The following is a 26137-nucleotide window of genomic DNA, read 5'->3' on the forward strand; positions in this document are numbered from 1 at the left end:
CGTCGTGCAGTGGGATCTGGCGGGCCAGGGCCTCGACCGGGTGCCGGAGGAGGTGCGCGGCACGGACTGCCTGCAGAGCCTGAACCTGTACCGGAACAGGCTCACGTCCGTGCCGGCCTGGATCGGCGACCTGCCGCACCTGCGCGTCCTCAACCTGGCCGCGAACCGGATCACCTCGCTGCCCGAGGCGATCGGCGATCTCCAGCACCTGCACACGCTCGACCTGGGCCACAACGAGCTGACCGGACTCCCGGAATCCCTGGGCCGGCTCACGTCCCTGAACCGCTACCTGTACCTCAGCAACAACCGCCTCACCGCGGTGCCGGACACCCTGTGCCGGCTCACCGGGCTGACGTACCTCAACATCACGGACAACGAACTCACCGCCCTTCCCGAACGGCTGGGCGACCTCGCAGCCCTGCGCGAACTGCGCCTGTACCACAACAAGCTGGCGGCACTGCCCGAATCCTTCGGCCGACTGCGCGCTCTCCGCGAAGCGCACCTGATGGGCAACGACCTGACGCGCCTGCCGGATTCCCTCGGAAACCTCACCGCACTCCGGGAACTGCGGCTCATGGACAACGCTCTGGAAACCCTCCCGGAGTCCCTCGGCGACCTGCAGCGGCTCCGCCTCCTCGACCTGCGCAACAACCGGCTGACCGCCCTGCCCGCATCCCTCGGCGCCATGACCGGCCTGACCCACCTCGACCTGCGGAACAACCGCCTGACCGAGCTGCCCGCCACCCTGTCGCACCTGCCGGAGCTGGAAAAGCTCGATCTCCGCTGGAACCCCCTCGACGCCCTGCCCCACTGGACCGAGGACCTCGAACGACGCGGCTGCGCGGTGCTGAGCTGACCCGTACGTCTCCATTACTTCTGCGGTAATCGCCCCGCACCCGCCCCTCCCGGCATGGTGGTGACAAGCGGCCCCCCGGACCCGCGCACTCGGGTCCGAGGGGCTGTGGTCAGCGGCTTCGCCGTCGTCGTCAGCCCTTGAGGAGAGTCACCATGTCGCAGTACGAGATCGCCGTCACCCGTTACTTCGAGGCGTGGAACGCCGTGGATGCCGAGAGCCGGGCCAAGGCCGTGGCGCTGGCGTGGAGTGAGGACGGGACGTACACCGACCCGTTGGCCGATGTGCGGGGGCATGAGCAGGTCGCCGCCGTCATCGGGGCGGCGCGGGAGCAGTTCGCCGGGTTCGAGTTCCGGTGGAGCGGGGAGGTCGACGGGCACCACGACACCGCGCGCTTCTCGTGGGAGCTGGTGTCGGTGGCCGACGGGAGTGCCCCGGTGGCCGGGTTCGATGTGATCACGCTGGCCGAGGACGGCCGGATCCGTACCGTCCTCGGCTTTCTCGACCGGGTGCCGGCTACGGCGTGAACCCCGCGTGCAGGGCGGCGGCCGTCTCCGCGTCGGCGGGGAGGAACGTCTCCAGGGCCAGTTCGGAGACGGTCACGTCCATGGGGGTGTTGAACGTCGCGATGGTCGAGATGAACGACAGGGTGCGGCCCGCGTGTTCGATCACCATCGGCAGGGCGAAGGGCGGCACGTCCTCCTCACCCGCCGGCGGCGCGGCCGCCGGCGGCTTCGGCATCGGGTAGGCGCTGACCTCGTCGTACAGGGCGCGCAGCGCGGCGGAGCGGTGCAGGGCCAGCTGCCGTTGCATCTGATGCAGCAGGTGGCCGCGCCACTGTGGGTAGTTGAGGATGCGCGGAGCCAGGCCCTGCGGGTGCATGGTGATCCGCATGGCGTTCAGCGGGGGCGTGAGCAGCGGTTCGGCGACCCCGTCCAGGAGCATCGTGATGCCGCTGTTCGCCGCCACCACCCCGTACGTGCCGTCCACGACCAGCGCGGGGAACGGCTCGTAGCCCTTCAGCAGCCGCTCCAGGCCCTTCCGCAGCTCCTCCAGCGCCGGGTCCTCCAGCGTCCGTTCCGGATAACGCGGGGCGTAACCGGCGGCGACGAGCAGGGCGTTGCGCTCCCGTACGGGGACGTCGAGGTGGTCGGCGAGGCGCAGCACCATCTCCTCGCTCGGGCGGGAACGACCCGTTTCGACGAAGCTGATGTGCCGGGCGGAGGAGTCGGCGCGGAGCGCCAGTTCCAGCTGGCTGATCCGCCGCCGGTCCCGCCACTCGCGCAGCAGCGCGCCCACGCCCGTCCCACGTTCCACCACGGCAGTCGTCATGATCCGACCGTATCCGAGCGCCTATCCCAGGTCGAAGGCGTTCGGCAGCCCCAGCCGGTGCCTGAGTTCATCCCTCCGCTTGAACCCTTCGAGCTCCGGGGCGCGGTGGAGCGGGGTGATGGTGCACCGCTCGGCCGCGGAACCGGTCTCGTCCAGCAGGGCGTTGACGGCGGCGCGGGCCGAGGCGTTGGCGCCCTCCATCGTGGCCAGGTCGATGTCGACGGCCACGTAGTCGCCGGCCAGGAAGAGGTTGGGGACCGCCGTCCGGGCCTGAGGGCGGTTGTACCAGGTGCCGGTGGGGTGGATGAGCAACTGTTCGTCGTTGCTCGCCTGCCCGCCGCCCAGCTCGACGGCCGGGTCCAGGAACCACGAGTGCAGCTTCGCGTCGCTGAGGACCGTACGCCCGGTGTCGTTGAGCCCCGCCTTCATCTGCGCCCAGACCTCGTGTGCGACCTCCTCGCGGGTGCACTGCTTGGCGGTCTTGCCGTAGAGGATGCCGGGCCGGTCCCATTCGGAGACGTCCGCCGACAGGCAGTCGGCGACCGAGCCGTCGCCGTAGGCGGCCCGGAAGTTCCGCCCGGACCAGTACTGCGCCTGCCCGACCGAAGTGATCGACCACGGTGAGTCGATGTGATTGATGTGTCCGTGGATGATCGGTGTGGGCTCCGTCAGATAGAACTGGATGCCCGTCATCCAGTCCGTGTGCAGGGCGTCGCACCGCGCCAGCTGCGGGTCCGCCGCCCGGAGCTGCGCGTTCCAGGTCGTCCGTGCGTGTTCGACGGGCATGGCGGAGACGTAGTGGTCCGCGGTCACGGAACGGCGTGTGCCGCTCGCGTCCTGCACGACGGCCTCGGTGATGCGTCCCCCCTCGTAGCGCAGGTCCCGTACGCCCCAGCCGGTCCGGAACTCCACGCCGAGCGAGCGCAGGTGGGCGAGCCACGGGTCGATCCACGCCTCGCTGGTGGGTGCGTCGAGCACCCGGTCCGGCTCGCCGTCGGCGCCCCGTCCCAGCGCGTTGAGAAGGAACGCCTCCACGCACGTCGCGACCGTCTTGGTGCTGGCCACCTCCGCCTTCGTCGCGACGATGTTGCGGGTGATGCCGATGGCGAGCAGCTGCCGGTAGTCGGCCGACATCCGCGCCGCCCTCGTGAACTCGAACCACGGCACGCGCTCCCAGGTCTGCGTCCGCCGCTGCTCGCTGCTGGTGAACCACACCAGCAGCCGCCCCGCGAAGTAGGCGATCTCATGCGCCGGCAGCCGGGAGAACGTCTCGAAGAAGGCCGTCAGCGCGCGCAGCAGCGCATCCGGGGTGAGGACGGGCGGCGGCTTGCCGAGACCGGTGAACGGGATCCGGATGTCCTCGCGCCCGTGCGTGCGGGCCAGCATGACCTCCGTGGAGGGCACGAGGTTGTCGTGGCAGCCGTGGGCGTTGCCGGGGAAGGGGATCCGGCGCAGGGTGTCCGGCAGGTTCTGGTAGAAGCCGGGGAAGAAGCGGAAGCCGTGTTCGCCGGGGAGCGGCTTGCGACCGCCCTTCGCGCTGCCCGGTACGTCCATGCTGCGGGCCTTGCCGCCGAGCGCGGCCTTGCGTTCGTAGACCGTCACCCGGAAGCCGCGCTCGGCGAGTTCGTGGGCCGCCGTCAGGCCGGCGACCCCGCCGCCGAGCACGGCGACGGTCCGCGGTGGGGTGGCACGCCCGCGGGGCCGGGCGTGGGCCACGCCGGTCAGCGCGGCCGTCGCGGCGACGGCACCCGCGCCGCCCAGGAAGCCTCTGCGCGTACCACCCGTGGGTCTCACCATGACCACAGCCCCCTACCGCCGGTAACATGTCATGTACGGCGCAGGAGCATAAGAGGGTCACCCTCGCCCCGGAAGGCCGGTGCCGACGCGTCGGTGCCGCCGGGCACACATTGGCGCGAATCCGCTGCCGCCTCGTGGGAGGGTGGCTCCATCGATCGTGACGAGACGATGAGGCGATGAGATGAGAGGGGATGCGTGATGGCAGTCGAACCGCTCTCGCAGAAGGACGTGGAGGAGCGCCTCCAGGAGCTGCCCGGCTGGTCCGCGGACGGCGACCGGATCACGCGGACGTACTCCTTCGACGGGCACTTCCAGGCGGCCGCGATGGTGATCCACATCGCCCAGATCCAGGAGGAGCTGAACCACCACTCGGATCTGACCCTGGGTTACAACACCGTGGCGCTCGCCGTGAACACCCACAGCGTCGGCGGCAAGGTGACCGGCCTGGACGTCGAGCTGGCGCGGCGCGTCGAGGCGGTCGCGCCGGGGCACGGGGCGCGCTGACGCCGGCGCCGCCGGCCCCGGGGTGCGTCAGGGCCGGCGCGCCCCGGGGCCGGTGGAGGGCTCTCAGCTGTAGTCGAACTCGGCCGGGTCCGGGCCCAGCCGGGTGCCGTTGTCGAGCCCGTTGATCGCCGCGAGGTCGTCGTCGTCCAGTACGAAGCCGAAGACGTCGAAGTTCTCGCGGATGCGGGAGGGCGTCGCCGACTTCGGGATGGCCACGTTGCCCAGCTGGATGTGCCACCGCAGGACGACCTGCGCCGGCGACTTGCCGTGCTTGGCGGCGATGCGGGCGAGCGTCGGGTCCTGCAGCAGGCCCCGGCCCTGGCCCAGCGGGGACCACGCCTCGGTGACGATGCCGTGCCGGGCGTGCAGGGCGCGCAGTTCGGCCTGCGCGAAGTTGGGGTGCAGCTCGACCTGGTTGACCGCCGGTACGACCGGGGTCTCGGCCATGACCCGCTCCAGCTCGGCGGGCTGGAAGTTCGAGACGCCGACGGCCTTCGCCCGGCCGCTGTCGGCGATCTCCGCGAAGGTGCGGACGATGGTCAGGTAGTCGTCGCGCATGGCCCGGGGCCAGTGGATGAGGTAGAGGTCGACGTAGTCCAGGCCGAGCCTGGCCAGCGAGGCGTCGAACTCGCGCAGCACGCTCTCGCGCGTCCACGTCTCGGCGGCGCTGTTCCACAGCTTGGTGGTGACGAACAGCTCCTCGCGGGGGATGCCCGAGGCGGCGAGGGCCTTGCCCGTGCCCGTCTCGTTGTCGTAGATCGCGGCCGTGTCGATGCTGCGGTATCCCGCTTCGAGCGCGGCGCCGACGACGGTGGTGGCCTCGTCGTCCGGGACCTGCCACACGCCGAAGCCGAGCTGCGGCATCCGGAGGCCGTTGTTGAGGGTGAGGGTGGGGACCTGGCTCACGGGTGATCGATCCTTACGTCCGTCGGTCGGTCAGCGGTTGCCCCAAGGTCAACCAGCGCATTCCGGATTGCATTCCCGGTACACGCATTTTTTCGGGGTGGCGATCGGAAGACCCGCCCGACCTGCACCTACTTGGCGTACAGGGCATCGACCTCGGTGGCGTAGGTCTTCTCGATCGCCTTCCGCTTGAGCTTGAGCGTAGGGGTCAGGAGCCCCTGCTCCTCGGTGAACCGCCCGGCGAGGATGCGGAACGTACGGATCGACTCGGCCTGGGACACGAGGGTGTTGGCCGCCACCACGGCGCGTCTGATCTCGGCCTCCAGCTCCGGATCGCGCACCAGCTCGGCCGGCGGCGGTACGGGGCGCTCGCGCAGGGCCAGCCAGTGGGCCACCGCCTCCTGGTCGAGGGTCACGAGCGCGGCGACGTACGGCCGGTCGTTGCCGACCACGATGCACTGGGCGACGAGCGGATGGCTGCGCACCCGCTCCTCCAGGGGCTGCGGCGGGACGCTCTTGCCGCCGGAGGTCACCAGGATCTCCTTCTTCCGCCCGGTGATCGTCAGATAGCCGTCCTCGTCCAGCTCGCCCACGTCGCCGGTGGCGAGCCAGCCACCCCGCAGCACGGCGTCCGTGGCCCGCCGGTCGCCCAGGTAGCCGGCGAAGACCTGGCCCCCGGCCACCCATATCTCGCCGTCGTCGGCGATGTGCACGCTCGTGCCGGGAACGGGCCGGCCCACCGTGCCGAAGCGGGTGCGCTCGGGCGGATTGGCCGTGGCGGCACCGGTGGTCTCCGTCAGCCCGTACCCCTCGAAGATGGTGACGCCCGCGCCCGCGAAGAACAGCCCCAGCTGCCGCTCCATCGCCGAGCCGCCCGACATCGCGTGCCGCACCCGGCCGCCGAGCGCCTCACGGATCCGCGCGTAGACGAGCTTGTCGAAGACCTGGTGCTGGACGCGCAGCGCGGTGCCGGGGCCGGGACCCGTGCCGAAGGCCCGGTCCTCCAGCGCCTGCGCGTAGCGCACCGCCACCTCCACCGCCTTCTCGAACGGGCGGCCCTTGCCCTCCCGCTCGGCGGAACGGCGGGCCGAGGCGAACAGCCCCTCGAAGACGTACGGGACGGCGAGGACGAACGTCGGCCGGAACGCCAGCAGGTCGGGCAGGAGTGCGGCGGCGGAGAGCTGCGGCTGGTGGCCCAGTTTGACCCGGCCGCGCACCGCCGCGACCTGCACCATGCGGCCGAAGACGTGGGCCAGGGGGAGGAAGAGCAGAGTGGACGCCTCGTCGCCGGGGCGGGAGCGGAAGACCTGTTCGTAGCGGCGGAGGACGTTGTCGGCCTCGGCCATGAAGTTGGCGTGGGTGAGCACACAGCCGCGGGGGCGGCCGGTGGTGCCCGAGGTGTAGATGACGGTGGCCGGTGACCGGGGGGTGAGTGCCCGGCGGTGGCGGTGCACGACCTCGTCCGCGACGCGCTTCCCGGCCTCGGTGAGTTCGGCGAGGGCGCCGGCGTCCAGCTGCCAGAGGCGGGCCAGGCGCGGCAGCCGGTCGATGACCGAACCGATGGTCATCGCGTGGTCCTCGTGCTCGACGACGCAGGCCGAGACGTCCGCGTCGTGCAGCATGCGGAAGACCTGCTCGGTGGAGGACGTCGGGTACAGGGGCACGGGCTGGGCGCCTATGCACCACAGCGCGAAGTCGAACAGCGTCCACTCGTAGCGTGTGCGGGACATGATGGCGACCCGGTCGCCGAACCGGACGCCCTGCGCGATCAGGCCCTTGGCCAGGGCGAGGACCTCGTCCCGGAACGTGCCCGCGGTCACGTCGTGCCACCGGCCGTCGTCCGTCCGGCGGCCGAGCGCGACTCTGTCGGGGGCGTCGGCGGCATGGTCGAACACCACGTCCGCCAGTCCTCCGACGGGGGCCGCCGTCACCAGGGAAGGGACGGTGAACTCGCGCAACCTCTCGCTCCTCGCGACGCTCCGCACAGCGCCGTGACCGTACCCGATCCCGTCCCGGCGCGAACCCCTTCGACCAAGCCCGTCTCGTCTGATGGACGGGTACGGACCGGATCTGCACGGAATCTCTCCGATACCTCTCCGAGGCGTTCACAAACGGGTCGTCGGGCGTCGACGGGGCGTCAGCCGGGCGTGGTGCCCGGGGCGGAGGGGTGCAGCCGGTCACCCGCGGCGAGGATCGCGTCGGCGAGCGCCTCGGCACCGCCGCCGGGCGCGCCGGACCGGCCGGGCGCGCCGGAGGGACCGGCCGCCTCCGTCCCGGCGCCGTGCAGCAGGACGACGTCGACCTCACCGAGGTCGGGGAGCCCGGCGCGGGCCGGGAGCCGGACGAGCCCCGGCGGGATCATGCCCTCCGCGTGCGCCATCACACCCAGACCGGCGCCGGCCGCGGCCACCAGGCCGCTGAGGCTGCCGCTGGTGCACGTCACCCGCCAGGGCCTGCCGTGCCGCTCCAGCACCTCCAGGGCGCGGGCCCGGGTGACCGCCGGCGGCGGGAAGACGACGAGCGGCACCGGTCGGTGCGCGTCCAGCCGCGTCCGCTCGCTGCCGGTCCATACCAGCCGGTCGCGCCAGACGAGCCGGCCCCCACGGGCGTCCCCGGGACCCCGGCCGGGGTGCCGCTTGACGAGCACGAGATCCAGGCGCCCGGCCGCCAGCTGCTCCTGGAGCGGACCGGAGAGGTCGACGGTCAACTCCAGGTCCACCTCGGGGTGATCGCGCCGGAAGGCCGCCAGGATCTCGGGGAGCCGGGTGAGGACGAAGTCCTCGGACGCCCCGAAGCGCAGCCGGCCGCGCAGCCGCGTGCCCGCGAACCAGTGCGCCGCCCGCTCGTTGGCCTCCAGGATCGTCCGGGCGAAGCCGAGCATCGCCTCACCGTCCTCGGTGAGCGTCACGCCGTGCGTGTCGCGGGCGAACAGCTGCCGTCCCGCCGCCTCCTCCAGCCGCCGCACCTGCTGACTGACCGTCGACTGCCGCAGGCCCAGGCGCTGGGCCGCCTGGGTGAAGCTCAGGGTCTGCGAGACGGTCAGGAATGTCCGCAACTGCGTCGGGTCGAACATCTCGGGCACGCACGCAGCCTAGTGGTCATCACTATTCGTGATGACAGTCAGAGCGGTGAACGGGGTTCCCGATGGGGCGGGCCGGCGACAGGCTGGAGACATGGATCGTCCGCCCCTCCTCCGCCGCGCCGCCGCCCGGCTCCCCCTCGACCCCTACATAGCCGCGCTCCTCGCCACCGTGCTGCTGGCAACGCTCCTGCCCGCGCACGGCCGGGGCGCCACCGCCGCGGAGCACGCCTCCACGGGCGCGATCGCACTGCTGTTCTTCCTCTACGGGGCCCGGCTCCCCACCCGCGAGGCCCTCGACGGGCTGCGGCACTGGCGACTGCACCTGACGGTCCTCCTCTGCACGTTCGCCGTCTTCCCGCTGCTCGGCCTCGCCGCCCGCCCCCTCGTCCCGTACGTCCTGACGCCCGAGCTCTACACCGGGCTGCTGTTCCTGTGCCTCGTGCCCTCCACCGTCCAGTCGTCGATCGCCTACACCTCGATCGCGCGCGGCAACGTGGCGGCCGCCATCTGCGCGGGCTCCCTCTCCAGCCTCGTCGGCATTCTCCTCACCCCCCTGCTCGCGGCCGTGCTGCTGGGCGGCAGCACCGGAGGCATCGGGCCCGGCCCGCTGCTGTCGGTGGCGCTGCGCCTGCTGGTGCCGTTCCTGGCCGGACAACTGCTGCGCCGCTGGATCGGCGGCTTCCTCCTGCGGCACGGCCGGGTGCTGGGCTACGCCGACCGCGGCTCGATCCTGGTCGTGGTCTACGGGGCGTTCAGCGCGGGCGTCGTCGGTGGCGTCTGGCACGAGGTGACCCCCGGCCGGCTGCTCGCCCTGCTGGCGGTGGAGGCCGCCCTGCTCGCGACGATGCTCACGCTGACGAGCCGCGGCACGCGCCGCCTGGGCTTCGACCGCGAGGACCGGATCGCCATCACCTTCGCCGGATCGAAGAAGAGCCTCTCCGGCGGCCTGCCCATGGCCACCGTCCTCTTCGGTGCGCACGCGGGCCTGGCCGCCCTGCCCCTGATGCTCTTCCACCAACTGCAGCTGATGGCCGGCGCCGTCCTGGCCAAGCACTACGGCCAAACGGCCCACGTCCCGGGCGTTCGACACCAGCCCACAGGCAGCCCGGGCGAACGACGGGTCGAGCTCGGTGACCGGCCGTAGCGCCCCCCCCGGGCCATGGGGCCGGCGCCGGTGAACGGCAGTCGGTGGCGGGCGGCAGCCCCGGGGCTCAGCCGTGGCGGTCCAGCGGCAGCCAGAGCACCAGGCGTTCGCGGCCGGCCGGTGGCGCGTTCGACGCCCGTAGCGCATTCAGCTCGCCGTCCGTCAGCGCCCGGCCGTACACCCGGACCTCGTCCAGATCCCCCGCCAGGAAGGCGCGCCCGTCCGGCTTCTGGGCGAGGTGCACCCCGAACGTCGAGTTCCGGCTCACCGTCCCCGGTACGTCGCGGACGGTGGTGGAGACGCCGTCCACCGTCAGCGTCAGCCGTCCACCCGTGCGGCGCAGGGCCAGGTGGTGCCATCGACCGTCGTGGTACGCACCCGCCGACCGGACCGTGGCCGTCCGTGACGGCCCCGGCCCCTCGGCCAGCGCCGTCACCTGACCGGTGACCCGCCCCGCCCGCGGCTCCCCGCGCAGCGCGACCTGCGGGGCTCCGCCGACCCCTCCCATCCACAGGAACGGCTGCTCCCCACCGGCGGCGGCGCCCCCGTAGCGGAACCACAGCGCCGCCGTGAAGTCCCGCGCCCCCAACGGCAGCGAGGCCCGGTACGGCAGCCGCACGGCGTCGTCCGCACCGTCGAAGCGGAGGCCACCGCCGAACCGCCCGCCGACCAGCCGCGCACCGCCCAGTACATGCGCCCCCCGGCTGCCCGGCACCCGGTCCGGAGTCGTCGGATCAGGCCCCCGGCGGGGACCCAGCCACTCCTCGGTGAACCGGGCGAAGCGCATCTCCTGCCGGGCGTCGGACGTACCGGCCTCGTACAGCAGCCCGGCCGCGCCCCGCCCGACGACCGCCATGTCGGAGTAACCGGACCAGTCGCCCGTGACCCGCCTGCCCCGCTCGGCGCTCTGCCAGCTGCGCCCTTCGTCGTAGGAGGAACGGATCGTCAGCGTCCGGCGCCGGTCGGGGTCCGCGGGCGCCGAGAACAGCCACCGCCCGGGCCGCAACGCCACCACCGCACCCTGCACCATCGGACTGTAGAGGCCGGGCAGCGCCCGGAAGGGCGCCGTGAAGCCCGCACCGCCATCCCGGCTGACGGCGTCGTCGCGGTTGCCGAGGTCCGTGCCGTCCTGCTCGCGCCCGTTGACGTAGACCGTGCCGTCGGCGCGCTCGGCCAGGGTCAGCTCGGAGGGCTTCTGCCGGTAGGTGCGGCCGGCTCCGATCCGGTACGTGTCCACCGCGCCCAGCCTCCAGTGCGCCCCGCCGTCGTCGCTCAGGGCGAGCGCCGCATGGTTGGCGGTGGTGCGGGCACCGTCGTGGCTCTCGGCGTTGAGGCCGACGACCAGACGGCCGCGGTGCGGCCCCCGGGCGAGCTGGATCCCGTGCCCCGGACCGGTCGCGTACCAGGAGTTCCAGCCGGGCGGCCGGAGCGCCGCCGTCAGGTCCCGCGGGGACGACCAGCTGCGGCCGTCGTCGTCGCTGTACTGCATATGGGGGGTGCGGTCGCAGGGCACGTCGCAGTTCCCGGCGTCATTGCGGCCCTCGTTGTAGGTGGAGGCCAGCACGATCCGGCCGGTGCGGCGGTCCACGACGGGCGCGGGGTTGCCGTGGGTGTCGCCGTGGCCCGGATCGACGACCCGAAGCGGCTCCCAGCTGCGGCCGCCGTCGGTGGAGCGTTTGAGCACGATGTCGATGTCGGTGGCATCACCGCAGTTGTCCTTTCTCCCCTCGGCGAAGGCGAGGAGGGTGCCGTGGGTGGTGGTGACCAGGGCCGGGATGCGATAGCAGGCGTAGTCGTGTCCCGGTTCCCGGCCCGCCTTGAACAGAACCTGCTCCTCGAACCCGCCCCCTGCCCCCGCCCTGCCGGGCGGGGCTCCGGCCCCCGCTCCGCGGCCCGGGGCATCCGCGGCCCAGGCGACGGGCCCCGGGAGCGGCGCCGGCAGCGCCACGGGGAACGCCATCGGGAGCGACATAGGGAGCGACACGGGGAGTAGCGCGAGCAGTGCGAGCAGCGTGGCGAGAAGCGGCGACGTCCAGCGCGTCGGTGTCCGGTGCGCCGGCGCGGGGGAGTGGCAGGAGTCGGATGGCCGGTCACCGGTGGAGGAGTACGAACCGGTGGAAGGGCGAGAACCGGTGGAAGGATGCGCCGCCATGGGCAGGCCCTTTCGCGTCAGGGCCCTCGAAGGCCCCACGTGTCCGGTGCGCCACCGTACGGGGCGGGCCTTCACCTCTCAAGGACCGTGGGCCCGAGCGTTCACATGGGTCGCAGGATCACCTTGCCCTCGTTGGCGCGGGCCTCGATGATCTCGTGTGCCTTCGCTGCGTCCTCCAGCGGCAGTTCGGCGTGCACCCGCGGCCGCACCTTCCCCGCCTCGAACAGCGCCCACAGCTCCTGCCGCCACTGCTCCATCAGCTGGGGCCGCCCGCGGGCTATCAGCGCCATCTGGAAGCCGATGGCGGCTTTCGCGCCCACCAGCAGGTCGTACGCCTCGATGGTCCCGCCCCCGGAGCTGTAGGCCACCAGCCGCCCTCCCGGCGCGAGCGCGGCGAGGGCGGGGGAGAGCAGCTCGCCGCCGACGGCGTCGAGCACGATGTCCACCGGCTCTCCCCAGGACGCGTCCCCGTACGTCACGACCTCGTCCGCTCCGAGCGACCGGACGAACCCGGCCTTGGCCTTCGAGCCGACCGCCGCCACCACCCGGCTCGCACCCCGTGCCTTGGCCAGCTGAACGGCCAGGTGACCGGACCCGCCGGCCGCAGCCGTGACGAGTACGGACTCGCCCTCGGCCGGTCGTGCAGCCTCGTACGCCCCGAGGGCGACGAGGCCGCACCGCACCAGCGCCACCGCATCCACGGAGCTCGCACCGGAGGGGACCGGCGATGCCATGACGGTGTCGAGGAGGGCGTAGTCCGCGTATGCGTCGCCGAAGCACAGCCCGGTGACCCGCTCGCCGACCGCGAAGCCGGTCACGTCCGGTCCGACCGCGACGATCTCCCCCGCCACCTCGCCACCGACGCCGGCGGGCAGGGGCAGCCCGCCCGCGCGGATCTTGCGGACGACCGGCAACGTGACACCGATCGCCTCCGTCCGCACCAGAAGTTGGCCCGGCCCCGGGCTGGGCACGTCGGTCTCCTCGACACGCAGGACCTCGGGGCCGCCGTACTCGAAATACCGAACGCGACGCATGCGCACACACCTCCACCTGGGACAACGGACATCACCACAACGTCCGGGGCGTGCCGCTGCCGCGAAATTCATTGGCAGCCCCAACGTTGGTGATGCCTACGGTACCCGACTTCGTTGGGAAGTCCAATGGTTTCTGGGTACGCTCCTTGCATGACGCGAAACGCCCCCGCCGCCGCCCCTGCCGCCGACGAGCCCGCGCTCGCCCACGTTCGCACCCTCCCCAGCTGGCTGCTCAACCGCGCCTCGGCGCGCGGCCGCCGCCTCGTGACCGAGGCGCTCGCGCGGGACGGCATGCGCATGCCGCATCACGCGGTGCTCTCCGCCGTCGCCGACCTCGGGCCCGTCGCCCAGGCCGAGCTCGGCCGCACCACCGGTTTCGACCCCAAGGACATGGTCGGCATCCTCAACGACCTGCAGGCCCAGGAGCTCATCACCCGCGCCCCCGACCCCGCGGACCGGCGCAAGAACGCCATCAACCTCACCCCCGCGGGCCGCCGCCGCCTCGCGCGCCTCGCGAAGCTGGGCGACGAGGCGAACGAGACGCTCCTCGCCGCGCTCTCGCCCGCCGAGCGTGAACTCTTCCTCGCCCTCCTCACCCGCGTGGTCGAGGACGACGACTGAACTTCCGCCGAAAGCCCGGGCGGCGACGCGCCGGATCTGGTGGGATGTCACCCGCAAGTGGGGCCAAGGTGGGGAAACGGGGGCGTGGCGGCCGTCCGTCGGGCCCCAATGGCCGTACACAGGGCAAGAGTGCGAAAAGAGACACGGACGAACCGCCCCCGGCGGCGAGTCGCCGCGGCGAGTCGTGGCAGTGGTCGAGCAAGGTAAGGCGAGTCGAGCAAGGCGGATGGCCGACCAGGCCGGAAGCCCGTTCCTGCCGGGAGCCGGTTCCTGCCGGGAGCCGGGCCTGCGGGTGCGGCGGCCCGGCGCCGGGCCGCCGGCCCCGGCAGCCGGGCAGGCGAGTCGGCCGGGCAGGCCGGGCCCCGGTAGGTCGGGCAGGCGTGGCCGGCCCGGCGGGTCGGGCGGCAGGTCGGGTCGGCAGCCACGCCGACTCAGGGCAGGAACGCCGGTCGGGGTGACCAGGCCGGCAGCGAGGGCCGGGCGGGCCGACCCGGGCCACCCCCCGGGTGGGTCAGCCCGCGCCCGGTGCAGGCAGCCAGGTCGGGCCGACCCGGGCCGGGCAGGCCAAGCCAGGCCGGCTCGACCCGGGCCAGGCGGGTGGGGCCGGGCTGGTCGGGCCAGCCAGGTCGGCAGGCGCAGCCGGCCCGGTGGCCCGAGCCGGGTCAGGCCGACCCGGGCTGGGCAGGCCGGCCTGATCAGGCACGCAAGGCTGCCCCCGGCCGGGCAGCCACGGCAGGCAGCCCGGCCCCGGACCGGGCAACGTAGGCAAGGCAGGCAAGGCGCGCAGGGCAGGCAAGGCCAGGCGGTAGGCAAGGCAGGCAGGGTGCAACACAGGTAAGGCACGCTGGCGAGGCGGGCAGGGTCAGGCGGGCAGGCACGGTAGGCAAGGCAGGCAGGGTGCAACACAGGTAAGGCACGCTGGCGAGGCGGGCAGGGTCAGGCGGGCAGGCACGGTAGGCAAGGCAGGCAGGGTGCAACACAGGTAAGGCACGCTGGCGAGGCGGGCAGGGTCAGGCGGGCAGGCACGGTAGGCAAGGCAGGCAGGGTGCAACACAGGTAAGGCAGGCAAGCAAGGCAGCCCAAGGTAGGCAGGCAAGGCGCGCAAGGCGGGCAGGGCCAGGCAGGCAAGGTCCGCCGCGCCAGCAAGGCCCGCAAGGTCCGCCAGGCAGGCACGGTAGGCAAGGCCAGCAAGGCGCAACACAAGCAAGGCCAGCAAGGCGCAACACAAGCAAGGCGGGGTAAGACAGGCAAGTCGCAAGGCCATCAGGCAAGGTGAGCAGAGCAGCACAGGCTGCACAGCCGACAAAGGCAGGACAGCCAGTACAGCCAGCCCAACCGGCAACGGCAGCACAGCCGGCAACGGCAGCACGGCCGGCAAAGGCAGCACGGCCGGCAAAGGCAGCAACAAACGCAAGGCGAGCAGAGCAGCAGAAGAACAAGGCGAGACGGGGTGTCGCGTGAACCTGCAGCAGCTGCACTACACCTCCACCGCCATCACGGGTCCGGACAGCTCGGGCTTCCGTTTCACCGCCGCGAGCCCCGAACTGCCCATCACCCTGCTGGGGGAGGCGGAGCAGGTGATCGGCTACGAGCCGCCCTCCGACGCCCCCGACTGCCCGTCGACGGAGGAACTCGCCGGGTTCCCGGTCGCGTTCAGTCACAACCGGCTCTCCGACGGCAGCCGCCTGCTGTGCCGCACCATCCGCACCGGCCCCGGCCGTGGCGGCCGCCACGGGAACTTCCACGCCCACGCCGTACGGCTGCCCGAGGGCGGCGGGCTGCCCGGCGGTCTGCTGCCCATCGAGGCGTGGGAGTCGCCCTCCTGGGCCGACCGGACACCCGACGGCGGCTCTCCGCAGCCGCTCGCCGCGCTCACGCCGGCCCGCCGCATCGACAAGAAGGGTCTGCTCGACTTCGTCCACGCCCGCGTCGACCGCCTCGAAGCCTTCCTCGCGGACGTACGGACCCTGTTCCGCACCCCCGACGCCCCCCAGCTGCTCGTCATCGAGCGGGACAGCGCCCACATCGCGTACTGGGTCGCCATCGCCAGCGCGGTCATGCCGCGCGAGCTCGCCGACCGGCTGACGTTCACCACCTACACCCGCCGCCCCATGCTCGCCCGGCAGCAGATCGTCGGCGTCCTCCCCGACGCCGACTTCGACTACGCCTCCGCCGCCGCCCAGCACCGCTACCGCATCCACGACTGCACCGGCGGAACGTCCAGCCCCGCCCGCGCCGAACGGGACCCGTGGGCCGCCGTCGCCGCCCGCATCTGGCTCGCCGGGCACCCCGTGCTGTTCGCCGAGGCCACCCGCCGCCACGGCCCCGTCCTGGGCCGCGACGCGGACGAGGAAGCCGATCACCTCGCCGCGCTCGCTGCCCGCGAAGGAATCCCCCTCGACTCGAACGGACGTACGGCGGCCGGTCGCTGGGTCCGTGACCACGCGACGCGCGACACCCTCGACACCCCGGCCCGCAGCCGGTTGCTCGCGACCCTGGCCGCCGGCGGCACCGACCGTACCCCCGAGGAGTGGACGGTCCTCGCCGCACTCGCCCAGCAGCTCGGCGCGCCCACGTCCCGGACGGCCGTGGCCCCCCTCAAGCGCGACCTGCAACGGGAGCTGGAACGCGCCGCCGAGGCCCCCTCGACCCCGCTGGTGCGGTTCCTCACCCTCCTTCGCCTCGCCGAGGCCCTCCGGGTCGACCGCAGCGGCGTCATGCCCGTCCTCACCGCCCGCCTGACCGCCGCCCTCCTGGACGACGCGTCCCCGGACCGCAAGGTCGTACGGGCGGCCCTCGACGCGCATCCGGCGCTGCGGACCTCGGTGCTCGACGCGCTCGACCGCACCGCCGCCACGGACGACCCCCGCCCCATCGCCCGCCTCCTCGCCGCCGAGCTCCCCGGCGCCGACCTCACCGGCCGCCCGCACCTGCGGGTCGCCGCCGCCATGGCCGCCGACTCCGTGCCGTTCGTCGACTACAGCTACGGCCGGGGCTACGACTACGGCTACGACTACGGCCCGGGCGACGACGCGGACGCCGACTTCGACGATGCACCCGACGAGGACGAGGACGAGGAGGGGTACGGCGACGGCGGCCGGGACGGCAGCCGGGAGCTCAGCCCGGACGGCGGCCGGACCGACGGCCGGGACGCGGACACCGGACGCCACGCCACCGGCCATGTCGACTCGGGCGGCCACCACTCGGGCGGCCCCGAGACGGGTCGCCACCCCACCGGCCGCCACTCCACCGGCCGTCACGACACCCCCCGCAGCGGCTCGACCGGGCACCCCGACGCCCCCGAGCCCCCCGACCGTCCCGACCGCCTGTACGCGCTCATCAGGGCGGCCGACCCCGAGCACCAGGACGCCCCGTCCGTCCTGCGCACGGCGTACCGCCTCGTCTGGGGCGAGGAGCCGCTCCTTTCCACCGAGGCCGTGGCCCTGCTGGCCGCCATCCCGGCGGGTTCGCACCACGCGGCGGGCCTCGCCCAGCCGTTCGTGCACGCCGCCCTGGAGAGTGCGCACGACGACCCCGTGGCCCCCGGCCTCGCGAAGTCCCTGCTGAAGAGCGCCCTGGTCAGCGGGGGCGAGCTGACGCCCCGGCAGCGGGCCGCGCTGCTCCTCCTCGAACTGGCCGGCGACCTGGAGAGCGATGAGGCCCTGCCCGGCTACACGGCCCGCATCGTCGGCCTGCGCCGCCAGGCCGCCCCGCTGGAACCCGGCATCGAGCGGCGGCTGAGCGTCTCCCTCGCCCAGCGGCTGCTGTGCCTGGACCCGCCTCCCGCCCCCGGAGAGCTGCCGGACCTCATCCACTCGGACGACCGGTTCCTTCTGCACACGTACGCCCGGGAGGCGCGCGGCGACGCGGTGGCCGGGCAGGTGCGCCGCATGCCGACGTACGCCGCCGTCTGCTTCGTCGCCTGGCACACCGCCCCCGACGTGAGCGAGCTGTGGGACGAGATCCGCACCGACCTCCTGGCGTCGGTGCTGCGACCGCAGGTGCGCCGCATGTCCACCGAGGACATCGAGGAGATCCGCCGTTGCCTGCGACAGGTCGGCGGCCCGTGGGCGGAGATGTTCCACGAGTGGGACAGGTTCGGCGTGCTCGGCAGACTCAGCGGCCGCTGGCGCGGCCGGCCCGGAGGCTGCAAGCACGGCCGGTCGTAGCACCGCCCCGCGGAGGGCTCAGCCGGTGACGACGCGTTCCTCTCCCGCGTAGACGTTCATCGACGTCCCCCGCAGGAAGCCGATCAGCGTCATCCCCGTCTCCGCGGCCAGGTCGACGGCCAGCGACGACGGTGCCGAGACGGCGGCCAGCACGGGGATGCCCGCCATGACGGCCTTCTGCGCCAGCTCGAACGACGCCCGCCCGGACACCAGCAGCACGGCTCCCGCAAGCGGCAGCAGTCCCTGCTGCAGGGCGCGGCCCACGAGCTTGTCGACGGCGTTGTGCCGGCCCACGTCCTCGCGGACGTCCAGCAGCTCGCCGTCCGGGGAGAACAGCGCCGCCGCGTGCAGGCCGCCGGTGCGGTCGAAGACGCGCTGCGCCTCGCGCAGCCTGCCGGGCAGTGCGGCGAGGAGCTCCGGCGTGAGGCGCACCGGTGACGGGCCGTCGTCGACGGGCCACCGGGCTGTGGTCCGCACGGCGTCCAGGCTCGCCTTGCCGCACAGGCCGCAGGAGGAGGTGGTGTAGACGTTGCGTTCGAGGGTGATGTCGGGGACGGGGACGCCGGGCGCGAGGCGCACGTCGACGACGTTGTACGTGTTCGAACCGTCGTCGGTGGCGCCGGCGCAGTAGACGATGTTCGCCAGCTCCTCGCGGCCGCCGAGCACGCCCTCGCTGACGAGGAAGCCGGCCGCCAGCGCGAAGTCGTCGCCCGGGGTGCGCATGGTGATGGCCAGCGGCTTGCCGTTCAGCCGGATCTCCAGCGGCTCCTCGGCCACGAGCGTGTCGGGGCGGGAGGAGACGGCCCCGTCCCGGATGCGGACGACGCGGCGGCGTTCGGTGACCCGTCCCATGTTCGATCAGTCCTGTGGTCGGTGGCCGGCGGTGGACGGTTCATTGTGGCGGGTGCCCGCCGGGCGCTGTGGCGGCGGGCCGGGGCAGGCCAGCCCGGCCCCTCGTCGGCCCGCCCCCCCGCAGCCCGCCACGTGACGTGGACCTCATCCCGGACACGCGCCTCACCTTCCGTACGCGTGGTGGCTACCGTTCGGTAGGAAGCGCCAATTCCCCGCCCCGACCGTGCACCGAGAGCGGAGATCATCAATGGCACCCACCTCGACTTCCCCCGCCGCCCCCACCCTCGTCCTCAAACCGGGCACCGAGTGGGCCACGGCCTGGCAGCGCTGCCGGGCCGCCGCCCCCGAGGCGTTCCGGGAGGAGCGCGTCCTCAATCTCTGGGGCGGCGCCTGGCAGGCCGACGGCAGCCCGCTCCCCGCCACCACCCCCGTCGACGGCACTCCCATCCCGGGTCCGCCCCGCCTTGATCCGGCCACGGCCCGCCGGGCCGTACGCGCCGCACTGGACCAGCACCGCGCATGGGGCCGGCTGCCGCTCGGCGAGCGCAAGGCCCGCGTCGGGGCCGCGCTCGACGCACTGGCCGAGCACCGCGAGCTCCTCTCCCTCCTCCTCGTCTGGGAGATCGGCAAGCCCTGGCGGCTGGCCCGGGCGGACGTGGACCGCGCGATCGACGGCGTGCGGTGGTACGTGGCGGAGATCGACCGGATGGTCGAGGGCCGGGGCCCGCTGCCCGGGCCCGTCAGCAACATCGCCAGCTGGAACTACCCCATGAGCGTGCTCGTCCACGCCATGCTCGTCCAGGCGCTGGCCGGCAACGCGGTGATCGCGAAGACACCCACGGACGGCGGCCTCTCCTGCCTGACCCTGGCCTGCGCCCTCGCCACCCGCGAAGGACTGCCGCTCACGCTCGTCAGCGGCAGCGGCGGCGAGCTGTCGGAGGCGCTCGTACGGGCCCCGGAGATCGGCTGCGTGTCGTTCGTCGGCGGCCGCGACACCGGCGCGCGGGTCGCCACGGCGGTCGCGGATCTGGGCAAGCGCCACATCCTGGAGCAGGAGGGCCTCAACACCTGGGGCATCTGGAACTTCACGGGCTGGGACGACTTCGCCCCGCAGGTCCGCAAGACGTTCGACTACGCGAAGCAACGCTGCACCGCGTACCCGCGGTTCGTCGTCCAGCGGGCGGCGTTCGCCGACTTCCTCGCGCACTACCTTCCCGCCGTGCGCGAGGTGACCCTGGGCCACCCGCTGGCCGTACCCGACCCGTCCGCGCCCCTGCCCGAACTGGACTTCGGCCCGCTGATCAACGCGGCGAAGGCCAAGGAGCTCAACGACCAGGTGGCGGAGGCCGTGGACCGCGGTGCGATCCCCCTCCACCGCGGCGACCTCGCCGCCGGCCGCTTCCTGCTGGGCCAGGACACGGGCGCCTACGTCCCGCCCGTCACCCTCCTCAACCCGCCGCCGGCCTCGCCGCTGCACCACGCGGAGCCGTTCGGCCCGGTCGACACGATCGTGCTGGTCGACACCGAGTCCGAGCTGCTCGCCGCGATGAACGCCAGCAACGGGGCCCTCGTCGCCACCCTCTCGTGCGACGACGCGGCCACGTACGAGCGACTGGCACCGCAGATCCGCGCGTTCAAGGTCGGCCACGGCACGCCGCGCTCACGCGGCGACCGCGACGAGCTCTTCGGTGGCTTCGGCGCCTCATGGCGGGGGGCCTTCGTGGGAGGCGAGCTGTTGGTGAGGGCGGTGACGCAAGGTGCGTCGGGGACGCCGGGTACTTCGGAGGAGGAACGTGTGCCGGGGAACTTCCCCGACTACCACCTGATGCCCTAGCCGTCACCCGATGCCCTGACGGTCCGGCTCCAGGGCGAAGTCCCGGTCGGCCGCCTCGTGCGCCGTGCGCTCCACGGCCTGTTCCAGGAGCGTGCGGTGGCGTTCCAGCGGTGCCCGCCGCCCGGCCGGGGTCAGCCGTTCAAGGTCCTCCAGGGCGGCCATCAGCCGCCGCGTGACCTGGGGGCTGTCCACGGCGCAGCCCCGGATCTCGGCGAAGCCGAGATCGACGAGGTCGGCCCACTCCGGCAGGTCCTGCACCAGCCGGACCGCGCCCTTGCGGTCGCAGTGGTGCAGGGCCCCGAGCGGCCGCCCGGCGACGGCCGCCAGGAACTGCACGATCCGGTCCAGGCACTGCACGGCGGTCGTCGGGTCGTTGACCGCGGGGGAGAGGGCGCGCTGGGCGATGTCCGACAGCTGCCGCAACCCGAACCCCAGGTCCTGGTGGAACGTCCGCTCGACCCCGACCGAGACGGTGTACCGCAGGGCCCGGTGCGGCGGTGCGGCGGTACCGCCGTGCACGGCCAGCACCGGGGTGCCGGGGACGATGAAGTCCCCGATGCGGGGGATGAGCCGCAGGACGACGTCCTGGCGCTGTGCGGCGCGCACGAGCCGCGCGATGTGGACGTCGCGCAGCACCCCGGCCCGCCCACGGTGCGGAACCTCGGCCCCCACCGCCGGGAGCTCCGGCGGCCCGGCGGCGGCGACCCCGTAGCGGTCCAGTACGCGGAAGGACTCGCGGGTGATCCGGTCGATGACGTGACTGACCCGCATCAGCCGCAGGGTCGAGTTCACGTAGGCGACGAACAGCCCGAGGCTCAGCAGCACCATCAGCACGCACATCACGCTGGACACCACCGGCACGGTGGAGACGGTCCGCGGGTCGTCGTTCCCCTCGTAGGAGGACTGCACCAGCAGCGCGAACAGGAAGGTCGCCAGGAAGACGGCGAAGGTGCACTTCGTGATCCGGCTGCGCACGTACAGGCGCACGACGCGCGGGGACATCTGTCCGCCGGCCATCTGCAGGGCGACCAGGGAGATGGAGAAGACCACCCCGATGAAGGTCAGCATCGCCGACCCGACCGTCGTGATGATCGTCTTCGTGTCGTCGGCGATGGCGATGAGCGACTCGATCTCGCCGTAGTCCCCGGCCTCCCGCAGCTCCCGCACCAGGAGGTTGTCGAGCTCCAGCACCCCGAGCGCCAGCAGCGCCGCCCCGACCAGCCCCGCCGTCGGCGTGAACCAGAACGTGTCCCGCAGGTGCTCCCGCAGGGGCGAGAGGGGCCGCGGCCGGCGCCGGACCGCGCCTGCCGCGGGGGAGTGTCCCTCAATGCCCATAAATGGACCTTATGCCCCGCGTGAATACCCTGGTGAGAGGCACTCCGAAACCTTGATAGAGTTATCCATGTCGCCGCGGGGAACACCTCGCCGAGACACACACCTAGTCCGGGTGGCGGAATGGCAGACGCGCTAGCTTGAGGTGCTAGTGCCCTTTATCGGGCGTGGGGGTTCAAGTCCCCCCTCGGACACCAGCAGAGACCCCAGTTCACCTGGGGTTTTTCTGTTTTCCCGGGCTGGATCAGGGGTCGGTGCGACCGGGCCGGACGGGGACCTTGCTCAAGCCGGTCTCACGGCGCCCTCCGGGCGGCGACCGGCGCCGGCGTCGGGACGGTCCACGCACACGCGTCCCCGCGCCGACCGCCGCTGGTGCCTGCCGGGTCTGCAGTCGGCGCAGCGCAAAGATCCATGGACCGAAAACGGGTTCGAGGGTTCGATGTGTGAGGCGATGGATGCGATACCAAGTTTTTGGGCCTCGCGTTTTCCGCAACGCAATAGCGGGCACACCGCACATCAGGTCGGGCCGTGCGGGCTGACTGACTGGGGGGTGTCATGAGTGGTGACAATGGAGGAAATCCCGGAACTCCGGGTCCCCCTCCTGCGCCGGACCCCGGAACAGCCCCTGAGGTGCCCTGGTACCGCAAACCGCCCATCGTTCTGGCGGTGCTGGCGCTCGTGATTCCCATCGTGGGCTATGCAGTGCCGGAGTGGCTCAAGAGCCGCTACACGGAGGAGGCGGATGCGGTGTGCGGCCGGTTCGTCCCGCCCCTCCAGGCCCTGGGTCCGGAGCCCAGGCAGGCTCCCGAAGCCCACAAGGAATGGATGAGGCGGCGGAGCATTGTCGTCCTCGACGCCCTGGAGGCGTGGCGGCAGGTGGACGTCCCCCCGTTTGTGGACGGCGAAATCAAGGAGACCTACCACACCGCTCACTCGGCAGGGCAGCATTTGCGAATAGCGGTCGAATTGGCAGGCGAGGGAAGAATAGACGAGGCCAACAAGTCCCTGGATAAATTCGAAGGCGACCAGAGTGAGGCCGTGAAAAAAGCTCGGTCTCTCGGACTTGATATATGCCCCCTCGGCTTTTAGGGAAGATGCCCGGCGGCCCGGCACGCAGGGGCCGGCCGCCGGCCGCTCGAAGGGGTGCCCCCGCCCCTCCCGCCCGTGGCCAACACCGCACCATTGAGCCGCGACTCCCCTTCCCACACGATGAGGGGCAGACAGCGGCGTCGGCCGCTGGGGGGCAGGGGGGAGACGACCGTGCATGACTACCGCGACGTCGTGGTCATAGGGGCCGGGCCCACCGGGCTGGCCGTGGCGGTGGGGTTACGGCAGTACGGGGTGGACGTCTGCGTCGTCGAGAAGGCCGGGAGGGGGAAGCGGGAGGCGCGGGCCGGGATCATCTGGCAGCGGGCACTGGAGGTGCTGGGGGACCTCGGGTGCGTCGAGGACGTGGTCCGGGAAGGACTGCGGCTGCGGCACGTGGAGATGTACGCCGGGGGGCGGCAGGTCGGGGAGATGACGTTCGCGTGCGGAGGGACCGCCCATCCGCATCCCCTGTCGATCGAACAGGACGCCGTCGAGCGGCTGCTCGGCGAGCGGCTCGCGGCGGTGGGCGGCGAAGTGGAGTGGTCCACCGAGGCCGTGGCCGTGCGCACGGGGCAGGACGGTGCCGAAGTCGACGTGCGCGGGCCGGACGGCCGGGTGCGGACCGTGCGGTGCGCCTGGGTCGTGGGGTGCGAGGGGGCGCACAGTGTGGTGCGCAAGGGGCTCGGCGTTCCGTTCGAGGGCGCACGGCGGCCGAATCTCCAGTGCGTGCAGCTCAACGCCGTTCCCGAGTGGAAGTACCCCTACGCCGACGACCGCACCCGGTTCTTCCTCGAACGCGGCGCCTCCCTCGGTGTGTCCCCCCGGCCCGGCGGCGGCAACCGGTTCTTCTGCTTCCTCACCGACCCGGACCCCTCCGTCGAGCGGCCGCCCGGGCTCGACGAGATGCGGACCCTGATCGCCCGCACCGCGCACGACCCCGGCGTGCGGCTGGCCCCCACCGAGCCGCCCTGGGCCAACCGGGCCCGCTTCCACGACCGCGTGGCCGGGTCGCTGCGTGAGGGGCGGGCCCTGCTCGCCGGGGACAGCGCGCACCTGTGGGCCCCCATCGGCGGGCACGGCCTCAACACCGGGCTGCGCGGCGCGCACAATCTTGCCTGGAAGCTCGCGGCCGCCCTCCACGGCTGGGCGGCCGACCCGTGCGCCCTCCTCGACACCTACGCCACCGAGCAGCGGCTCACCGCGCAGAAGGTCATGCGGGCGATGCGCCACAACGTCCTGGAGCTGCCGCCGGGCCGCCCCGCCCTCCTCGGGCTCCGCCTGGCCGGCCCGTACCTGACCCGCAGTCAGTGGTTCGGCGACCGCATACGGGCGATGCTCAGCGACCTCACGATGCACCACCGCGAGAGCGCCCTGTCCGAGGGGCGGGCCGGCGACCGGCTGCCCGACCTGACCGTCACGGTGGACGGGCGCCGCCGCCGGCTGCACGAGCTGCTCGCCTACGGCCGTTGGACCCTGCTCGTCGCTCCCGGCGCGGCCCGGCGCGGCGTGGACGTCACCCGGCTGCAGGCCGTGACCGACGCGTACGCCATGCCCGTCGAGCTCTTCTCGCCGCGCCTGGATCCCGGCGGCCCCGCGGGGGACGTGCCGCGCCTGCCGGGCGCGGCGTTGGTGCTGGTGCGGCCCGACCGCCACATCGGGCTGGCCTGCGACGGCGTCAGCGAGCTGGAAACGTACATTCGGCGCTGGTTCGTACGAAAAGGCTAATGTCATGGAATAGGCGCCATTGATCCCCCACCCCCTCATCGCCGACCATGAAGGCGGACGGACGACGGATGCAGGGGAGGGTGGCGCAGCCACCCGAGGTTCAGCACGGGGGAGACGACGATGAGTGACTTCTGCCGGGACGTCGTGGTCATCGGGGCCGGGCCCACCGGGCTCGCCCTGGCCATCGCGCTGCGCCGGTACGGGCTGGACGTGGTCGTGCTGGAGAAGGAGCCCAGCAGCAAACGGGAGGTGCGCGCCAGCGTCATCTGGCAGCGGGCCCTGGAGATCCTCCGCGACCTCGGCTGCGCGGACCGCTTCCTGGAGCAGGGGCTGAGCCTGCGTCAGGCCGAGGTCTACGTCAAGGGGCGGCGCGTCGGCGCCCACGCCACGGGCGTGACCGGCACGGCCTTCCCCCAGCCGCTGGCCATCGAGCAGATCGCCATCGAGCGGCTGCTCGTCGAGCGGCTGGGGGAGCTGGGCACCGACGTGCGCTGGGACGTGGAGGCGGTGGCCCTGCGCCTGGGGGTGGACGGCGCCGAGGTCGACGTGCGCGGCCCCGACGACCGGATGCAGACGATCGGCTGCCGCTGGGTCGTCGGCTGCGAAGGCGCGCACAGCCTCGTGCGCAAGACGATGAACGTCCCCTTCGAGGGCGAACGCCGCATCGACCTGCAGGCCGTGCAGATCAACGCCAAGGCCGACTGGAAGTTCCCCTGCGCCGACGACACCACCTACTTCTTCCTGGAGCGCCGCGTCTGCCTCATCGCCTCGCCCCGTCCCGGCGGCGGCTACCGCTTCTTCAGCTTCCTCGACGACCCCGACCCCCAGCGCGTGACGCCCCCCGACGTCGACGAGATGCGCGACCTCGTCGCCCGGGCCACCCACGACCCCGGCACCCGCCTCGTGCCCACCGTCCCGCCCTGGTACAACCGGGCCCGCTTCCACGACCGCATCGCCGCCTCGCTGCGCGTGGGACCGGCCATGCTCGCCGGGGACAGCGGCCACATGTGGGCGCCGATCGGCGGCCGCGGCCTCAACACCGGCCTGCGAGGGGCGCACAACCTCGGCTGGAAGCTCGCCGCCGTGCACCACGGCTGGGCCGCCGACACCCTGCTCGACACCTACTCCGGCGAACAGCGCCACACCGCGCAGGAAGTGATGCGCCAGATGCGGCGCAACGTCATGGAGCTGCCGCCCTCCGCGCTCACCCTGGCCGGCATGCGCGTCCTCGGCCCGGCGCTGCTCTCCAGCGACCGGATCCACCGCCGCGGGCGGGTGATCCTCAGTGAGCTCGGCCGGCACCACCGCACCAGCGAGCTGTCCACCGACGAGCCCGGGCGCAAGGCCGCCGGCGGACGGCGGGCCCTACGGGCCGGCGACCGGCTGCCCGACGTGCCGGTCACCCACGGCGGGCGCGAGCGCCGGCTGCACGACCTCCTCTCCTACGACCGCTGGACCCTGCTGGAGGTCCCCGGCCGGCAGCCGTCGGCCGACGCCACCGAGGAACTGCGCCGCATCGTCGGGCGCTTCCCCGTCCCGGCCGAGGTGCACCGCGTCGAGCCGGCCCAGGCCGGCACCCGCGGCGCCGGCCGCCTGCCGCGCGGCACCCTGCTCCTGGTCCGGCCCGACGGTCACGTCGGGCTGCGCGTCAAAGCCGCCGACCGCCCGTCGCTGGACGCCTACCTGGACCGCTGGTTCGTCCGCAAGAGCTAGC

19 protein-coding genes and 1 tRNA gene are annotated in these 26137 nt (G+C 72.9%); 11 read left to right on the top strand and 9 right to left on the bottom strand.

Annotated elements, in window-relative coordinates; all coding sequences use genetic code 11:
- Positions 1 to 4: 4 nt before the first annotated feature.
- On the top strand, positions 5 to 856 hold the full coding sequence (locus tag LE181_RS01320; RefSeq protein ID WP_225659003.1) for a leucine-rich repeat domain-containing protein: 852 nt from the start codon (positions 5 to 7) through the stop codon (positions 854 to 856).
- A gap of 152 nt (positions 857 to 1008) precedes the next feature.
- Positions 1009 to 1380, top strand: coding sequence for a nuclear transport factor 2 family protein (locus LE181_RS01325; RefSeq protein WP_225659004.1), 372 nt, complete (start codon positions 1009 to 1011; stop codon positions 1378 to 1380).
- Here LE181_RS01325 and LE181_RS01330 read toward each other — a convergent pair.
- Positions 1370 to 2185 (bottom strand): helix-turn-helix domain-containing protein, encoded by an 816-nt coding sequence (locus tag LE181_RS01330; RefSeq protein WP_225659005.1) that lies wholly within the window; start codon positions 2183 to 2185, stop codon positions 1370 to 1372. The genes LE181_RS01325 and LE181_RS01330 overlap by 11 nt on opposite strands.
- Before the next feature lie 21 nt (positions 2186 to 2206).
- Positions 2207 to 3982, bottom strand: coding sequence for a hydroxysqualene dehydroxylase (locus LE181_RS01335; protein ID WP_225659006.1), 1776 nt, complete (start codon positions 3980 to 3982; stop codon positions 2207 to 2209).
- A 198-nt stretch (positions 3983 to 4180) separates the two neighbouring features.
- Between LE181_RS01335 and LE181_RS01340 the strand changes: the two genes are divergently transcribed.
- Positions 4181 to 4486, top strand: coding sequence for a 4a-hydroxytetrahydrobiopterin dehydratase (locus tag LE181_RS01340; protein WP_225659007.1), 306 nt, complete (start codon positions 4181 to 4183; stop codon positions 4484 to 4486).
- 63 nt (positions 4487 to 4549) lie between these two features.
- On the opposite strand, the gene LE181_RS01345 is transcribed toward LE181_RS01340, so the two are convergent.
- From LE181_RS01345 to LE181_RS01355, 3 genes are all read right to left on the bottom strand, one after another.
- On the bottom strand, positions 4550 to 5392 hold the full coding sequence (locus LE181_RS01345; protein ID WP_225659008.1) for an aldo/keto reductase: 843 nt from the start codon (positions 5390 to 5392) through the stop codon (positions 4550 to 4552).
- Positions 5393 to 5520: 128 nt separating this feature from the next.
- Positions 5521 to 7347 (bottom strand): AMP-dependent synthetase/ligase, encoded by a 1827-nt coding sequence (locus LE181_RS01350; RefSeq protein WP_225659009.1) that lies wholly within the window; start codon positions 7345 to 7347, stop codon positions 5521 to 5523.
- A gap of 179 nt (positions 7348 to 7526) precedes the next feature.
- A complete protein-coding gene (locus LE181_RS01355) occupies positions 7527 to 8462 on the bottom strand; it encodes a LysR family transcriptional regulator (protein ID WP_225659069.1) in 936 nt (311 codons plus the stop codon).
- Between the two features lie 100 nt (positions 8463 to 8562).
- Between LE181_RS01355 and LE181_RS01360 the strand changes: the two genes are divergently transcribed.
- Positions 8563 to 9615 (top strand): bile acid:sodium symporter family protein, encoded by a 1053-nt coding sequence (locus LE181_RS01360; protein ID WP_225659010.1) that lies wholly within the window; start codon positions 8563 to 8565, stop codon positions 9613 to 9615.
- 67 nt (positions 9616 to 9682) lie between these two features.
- On the opposite strand, the gene LE181_RS01365 is transcribed toward LE181_RS01360, so the two are convergent.
- Positions 9683 to 11575 carry a sialidase family protein gene (locus LE181_RS01365; protein ID WP_225659011.1) on the bottom strand — a complete coding sequence of 631 codons (1893 nt, stop codon included), beginning with the start codon at positions 11573 to 11575 and terminating at the stop codon, positions 9683 to 9685.
- 293 nt (positions 11576 to 11868) lie between these two features.
- Positions 11869 to 12801: a quinone oxidoreductase family protein gene (locus LE181_RS01370; protein ID WP_225659012.1), complete on the bottom strand. Its 933-nt coding sequence runs from the start codon at positions 12799 to 12801 to the stop codon at positions 11869 to 11871.
- Positions 12802 to 12951: 150 nt separating this feature from the next.
- Between LE181_RS01370 and LE181_RS01375 the strand changes: the two genes are divergently transcribed.
- Together LE181_RS01375 and LE181_RS01380 are read left to right on the top strand one after the other, a co-directional pair.
- Positions 12952 to 13422 carry a MarR family winged helix-turn-helix transcriptional regulator gene (locus LE181_RS01375; protein ID WP_225659013.1) on the top strand — a complete coding sequence of 157 codons (471 nt, stop codon included), beginning with the start codon at positions 12952 to 12954 and terminating at the stop codon, positions 13420 to 13422.
- A gap of 1457 nt (positions 13423 to 14879) precedes the next feature.
- The gene (locus tag LE181_RS01380) at positions 14880 to 17591 is read left to right on the top strand and encodes a GTPase-associated protein 1-related protein (protein ID WP_225659014.1); all 2712 of its coding nucleotides are present in this window, start codon (positions 14880 to 14882) and stop codon (positions 17589 to 17591) included.
- A gap of 18 nt (positions 17592 to 17609) precedes the next feature.
- Here LE181_RS01380 and fdhD read toward each other — a convergent pair whose 3' ends face one another.
- Positions 17610 to 18443 carry a formate dehydrogenase accessory sulfurtransferase FdhD gene (fdhD, locus tag LE181_RS01385; RefSeq protein ID WP_225659015.1) on the bottom strand — a complete coding sequence of 278 codons (834 nt, stop codon included), beginning with the start codon at positions 18441 to 18443 and terminating at the stop codon, positions 17610 to 17612.
- 247 nt (positions 18444 to 18690) lie between these two features.
- Between fdhD and LE181_RS01390 the strand changes: the two genes are divergently transcribed.
- Positions 18691 to 20277, top strand: a complete 1587-nt coding sequence (locus tag LE181_RS01390; RefSeq protein WP_225659016.1) for an aldehyde dehydrogenase family protein — start codon at positions 18691 to 18693, stop codon at positions 20275 to 20277.
- A 3-nt stretch (positions 20278 to 20280) separates the two neighbouring features.
- On the opposite strand, the gene LE181_RS01395 is transcribed toward LE181_RS01390, so the two are convergent.
- Entirely contained in the window at positions 20281 to 21612 is a 1332-nt protein-coding gene (locus LE181_RS01395; protein ID WP_225659017.1) for a DUF2254 domain-containing protein, read from the bottom strand.
- A 106-nt stretch (positions 21613 to 21718) separates the two neighbouring features.
- On the opposite strand from LE181_RS01395, the gene LE181_RS01400 reads away from it, so the two are divergent.
- From LE181_RS01400 to LE181_RS01415, 4 genes are all read left to right on the top strand, one after another.
- Positions 21719 to 21806 (top strand) — tRNA-Leu (locus tag LE181_RS01400).
- Positions 21807 to 22275: 469 nt separating this feature from the next.
- The gene (locus tag LE181_RS01405) at positions 22276 to 22698 is read left to right on the top strand and encodes a hypothetical protein (RefSeq protein ID WP_225659018.1); all 423 of its coding nucleotides are present in this window, start codon (positions 22276 to 22278) and stop codon (positions 22696 to 22698) included.
- A gap of 171 nt (positions 22699 to 22869) precedes the next feature.
- Positions 22870 to 24423, top strand: coding sequence for an FAD-dependent monooxygenase (locus LE181_RS01410; RefSeq protein ID WP_225659019.1), 1554 nt, complete (start codon positions 22870 to 22872; stop codon positions 24421 to 24423).
- Between the two features lie 120 nt (positions 24424 to 24543).
- Complete coding sequence (locus LE181_RS01415; RefSeq protein ID WP_225659020.1) at positions 24544 to 26136, top strand: FAD-dependent oxidoreductase; 1593 nt, start codon at positions 24544 to 24546, stop codon at positions 26134 to 26136.
- The last annotated feature ends 1 nt before the right edge of the window (position 26137 follow it).

Origin of the sequence: Streptomyces sichuanensis (assembly GCF_020328095.1) — a bacterium.
Lineage (GTDB): Bacteria > Actinomycetota > Actinomycetes > Streptomycetales > Streptomycetaceae > Streptomyces > Streptomyces cinnamoneus.

Coding starts and splice junctions, on each gene's coding strand:
- LE181_RS01325 (WP_225659004.1), top strand. CDS start 1,009: ATGTCGCAGTACGAGATCGCCGTCACCCGTTACTTCGAGGCGTGGAAC.
- LE181_RS01330 (WP_225659005.1), bottom strand. CDS start 2,185: ATGACGACTGCCGTGGTGGAACGTGGGACGGGCGTGGGCGCGCTGCTG.
- LE181_RS01335 (WP_225659006.1), bottom strand. CDS start 3,982: ATGGTGAGACCCACGGGTGGTACGCGCAGAGGCTTCCTGGGCGGCGCG.
- LE181_RS01340 (WP_225659007.1), top strand. CDS start 4,181: ATGGCAGTCGAACCGCTCTCGCAGAAGGACGTGGAGGAGCGCCTCCAG.
- LE181_RS01355 (WP_225659069.1), bottom strand. CDS start 8,462: ATGTTCGACCCGACGCAGTTGCGGACATTCCTGACCGTCTCGCAGACC.
- LE181_RS01360 (WP_225659010.1), top strand. CDS start 8,563: ATGGATCGTCCGCCCCTCCTCCGCCGCGCCGCCGCCCGGCTCCCCCTC.
- LE181_RS01365 (WP_225659011.1), bottom strand. CDS start 11,575: ATGGCGTTCCCCGTGGCGCTGCCGGCGCCGCTCCCGGGGCCCGTCGCC.
- LE181_RS01370 (WP_225659012.1), bottom strand. CDS start 12,801: ATGCGTCGCGTTCGGTATTTCGAGTACGGCGGCCCCGAGGTCCTGCGT.
- LE181_RS01375 (WP_225659013.1), top strand. CDS start 12,952: ATGACGCGAAACGCCCCCGCCGCCGCCCCTGCCGCCGACGAGCCCGCG.
- fdhD (WP_225659015.1), bottom strand. CDS start 18,443: ATGGGACGGGTCACCGAACGCCGCCGCGTCGTCCGCATCCGGGACGGG.
- LE181_RS01390 (WP_225659016.1), top strand. CDS start 18,691: ATGGCACCCACCTCGACTTCCCCCGCCGCCCCCACCCTCGTCCTCAAA.
- LE181_RS01395 (WP_225659017.1), bottom strand. CDS start 21,612: ATGGGCATTGAGGGACACTCCCCCGCGGCAGGCGCGGTCCGGCGCCGG.
- LE181_RS01415 (WP_225659020.1), top strand. CDS start 24,544: ATGAGTGACTTCTGCCGGGACGTCGTGGTCATCGGGGCCGGGCCCACC.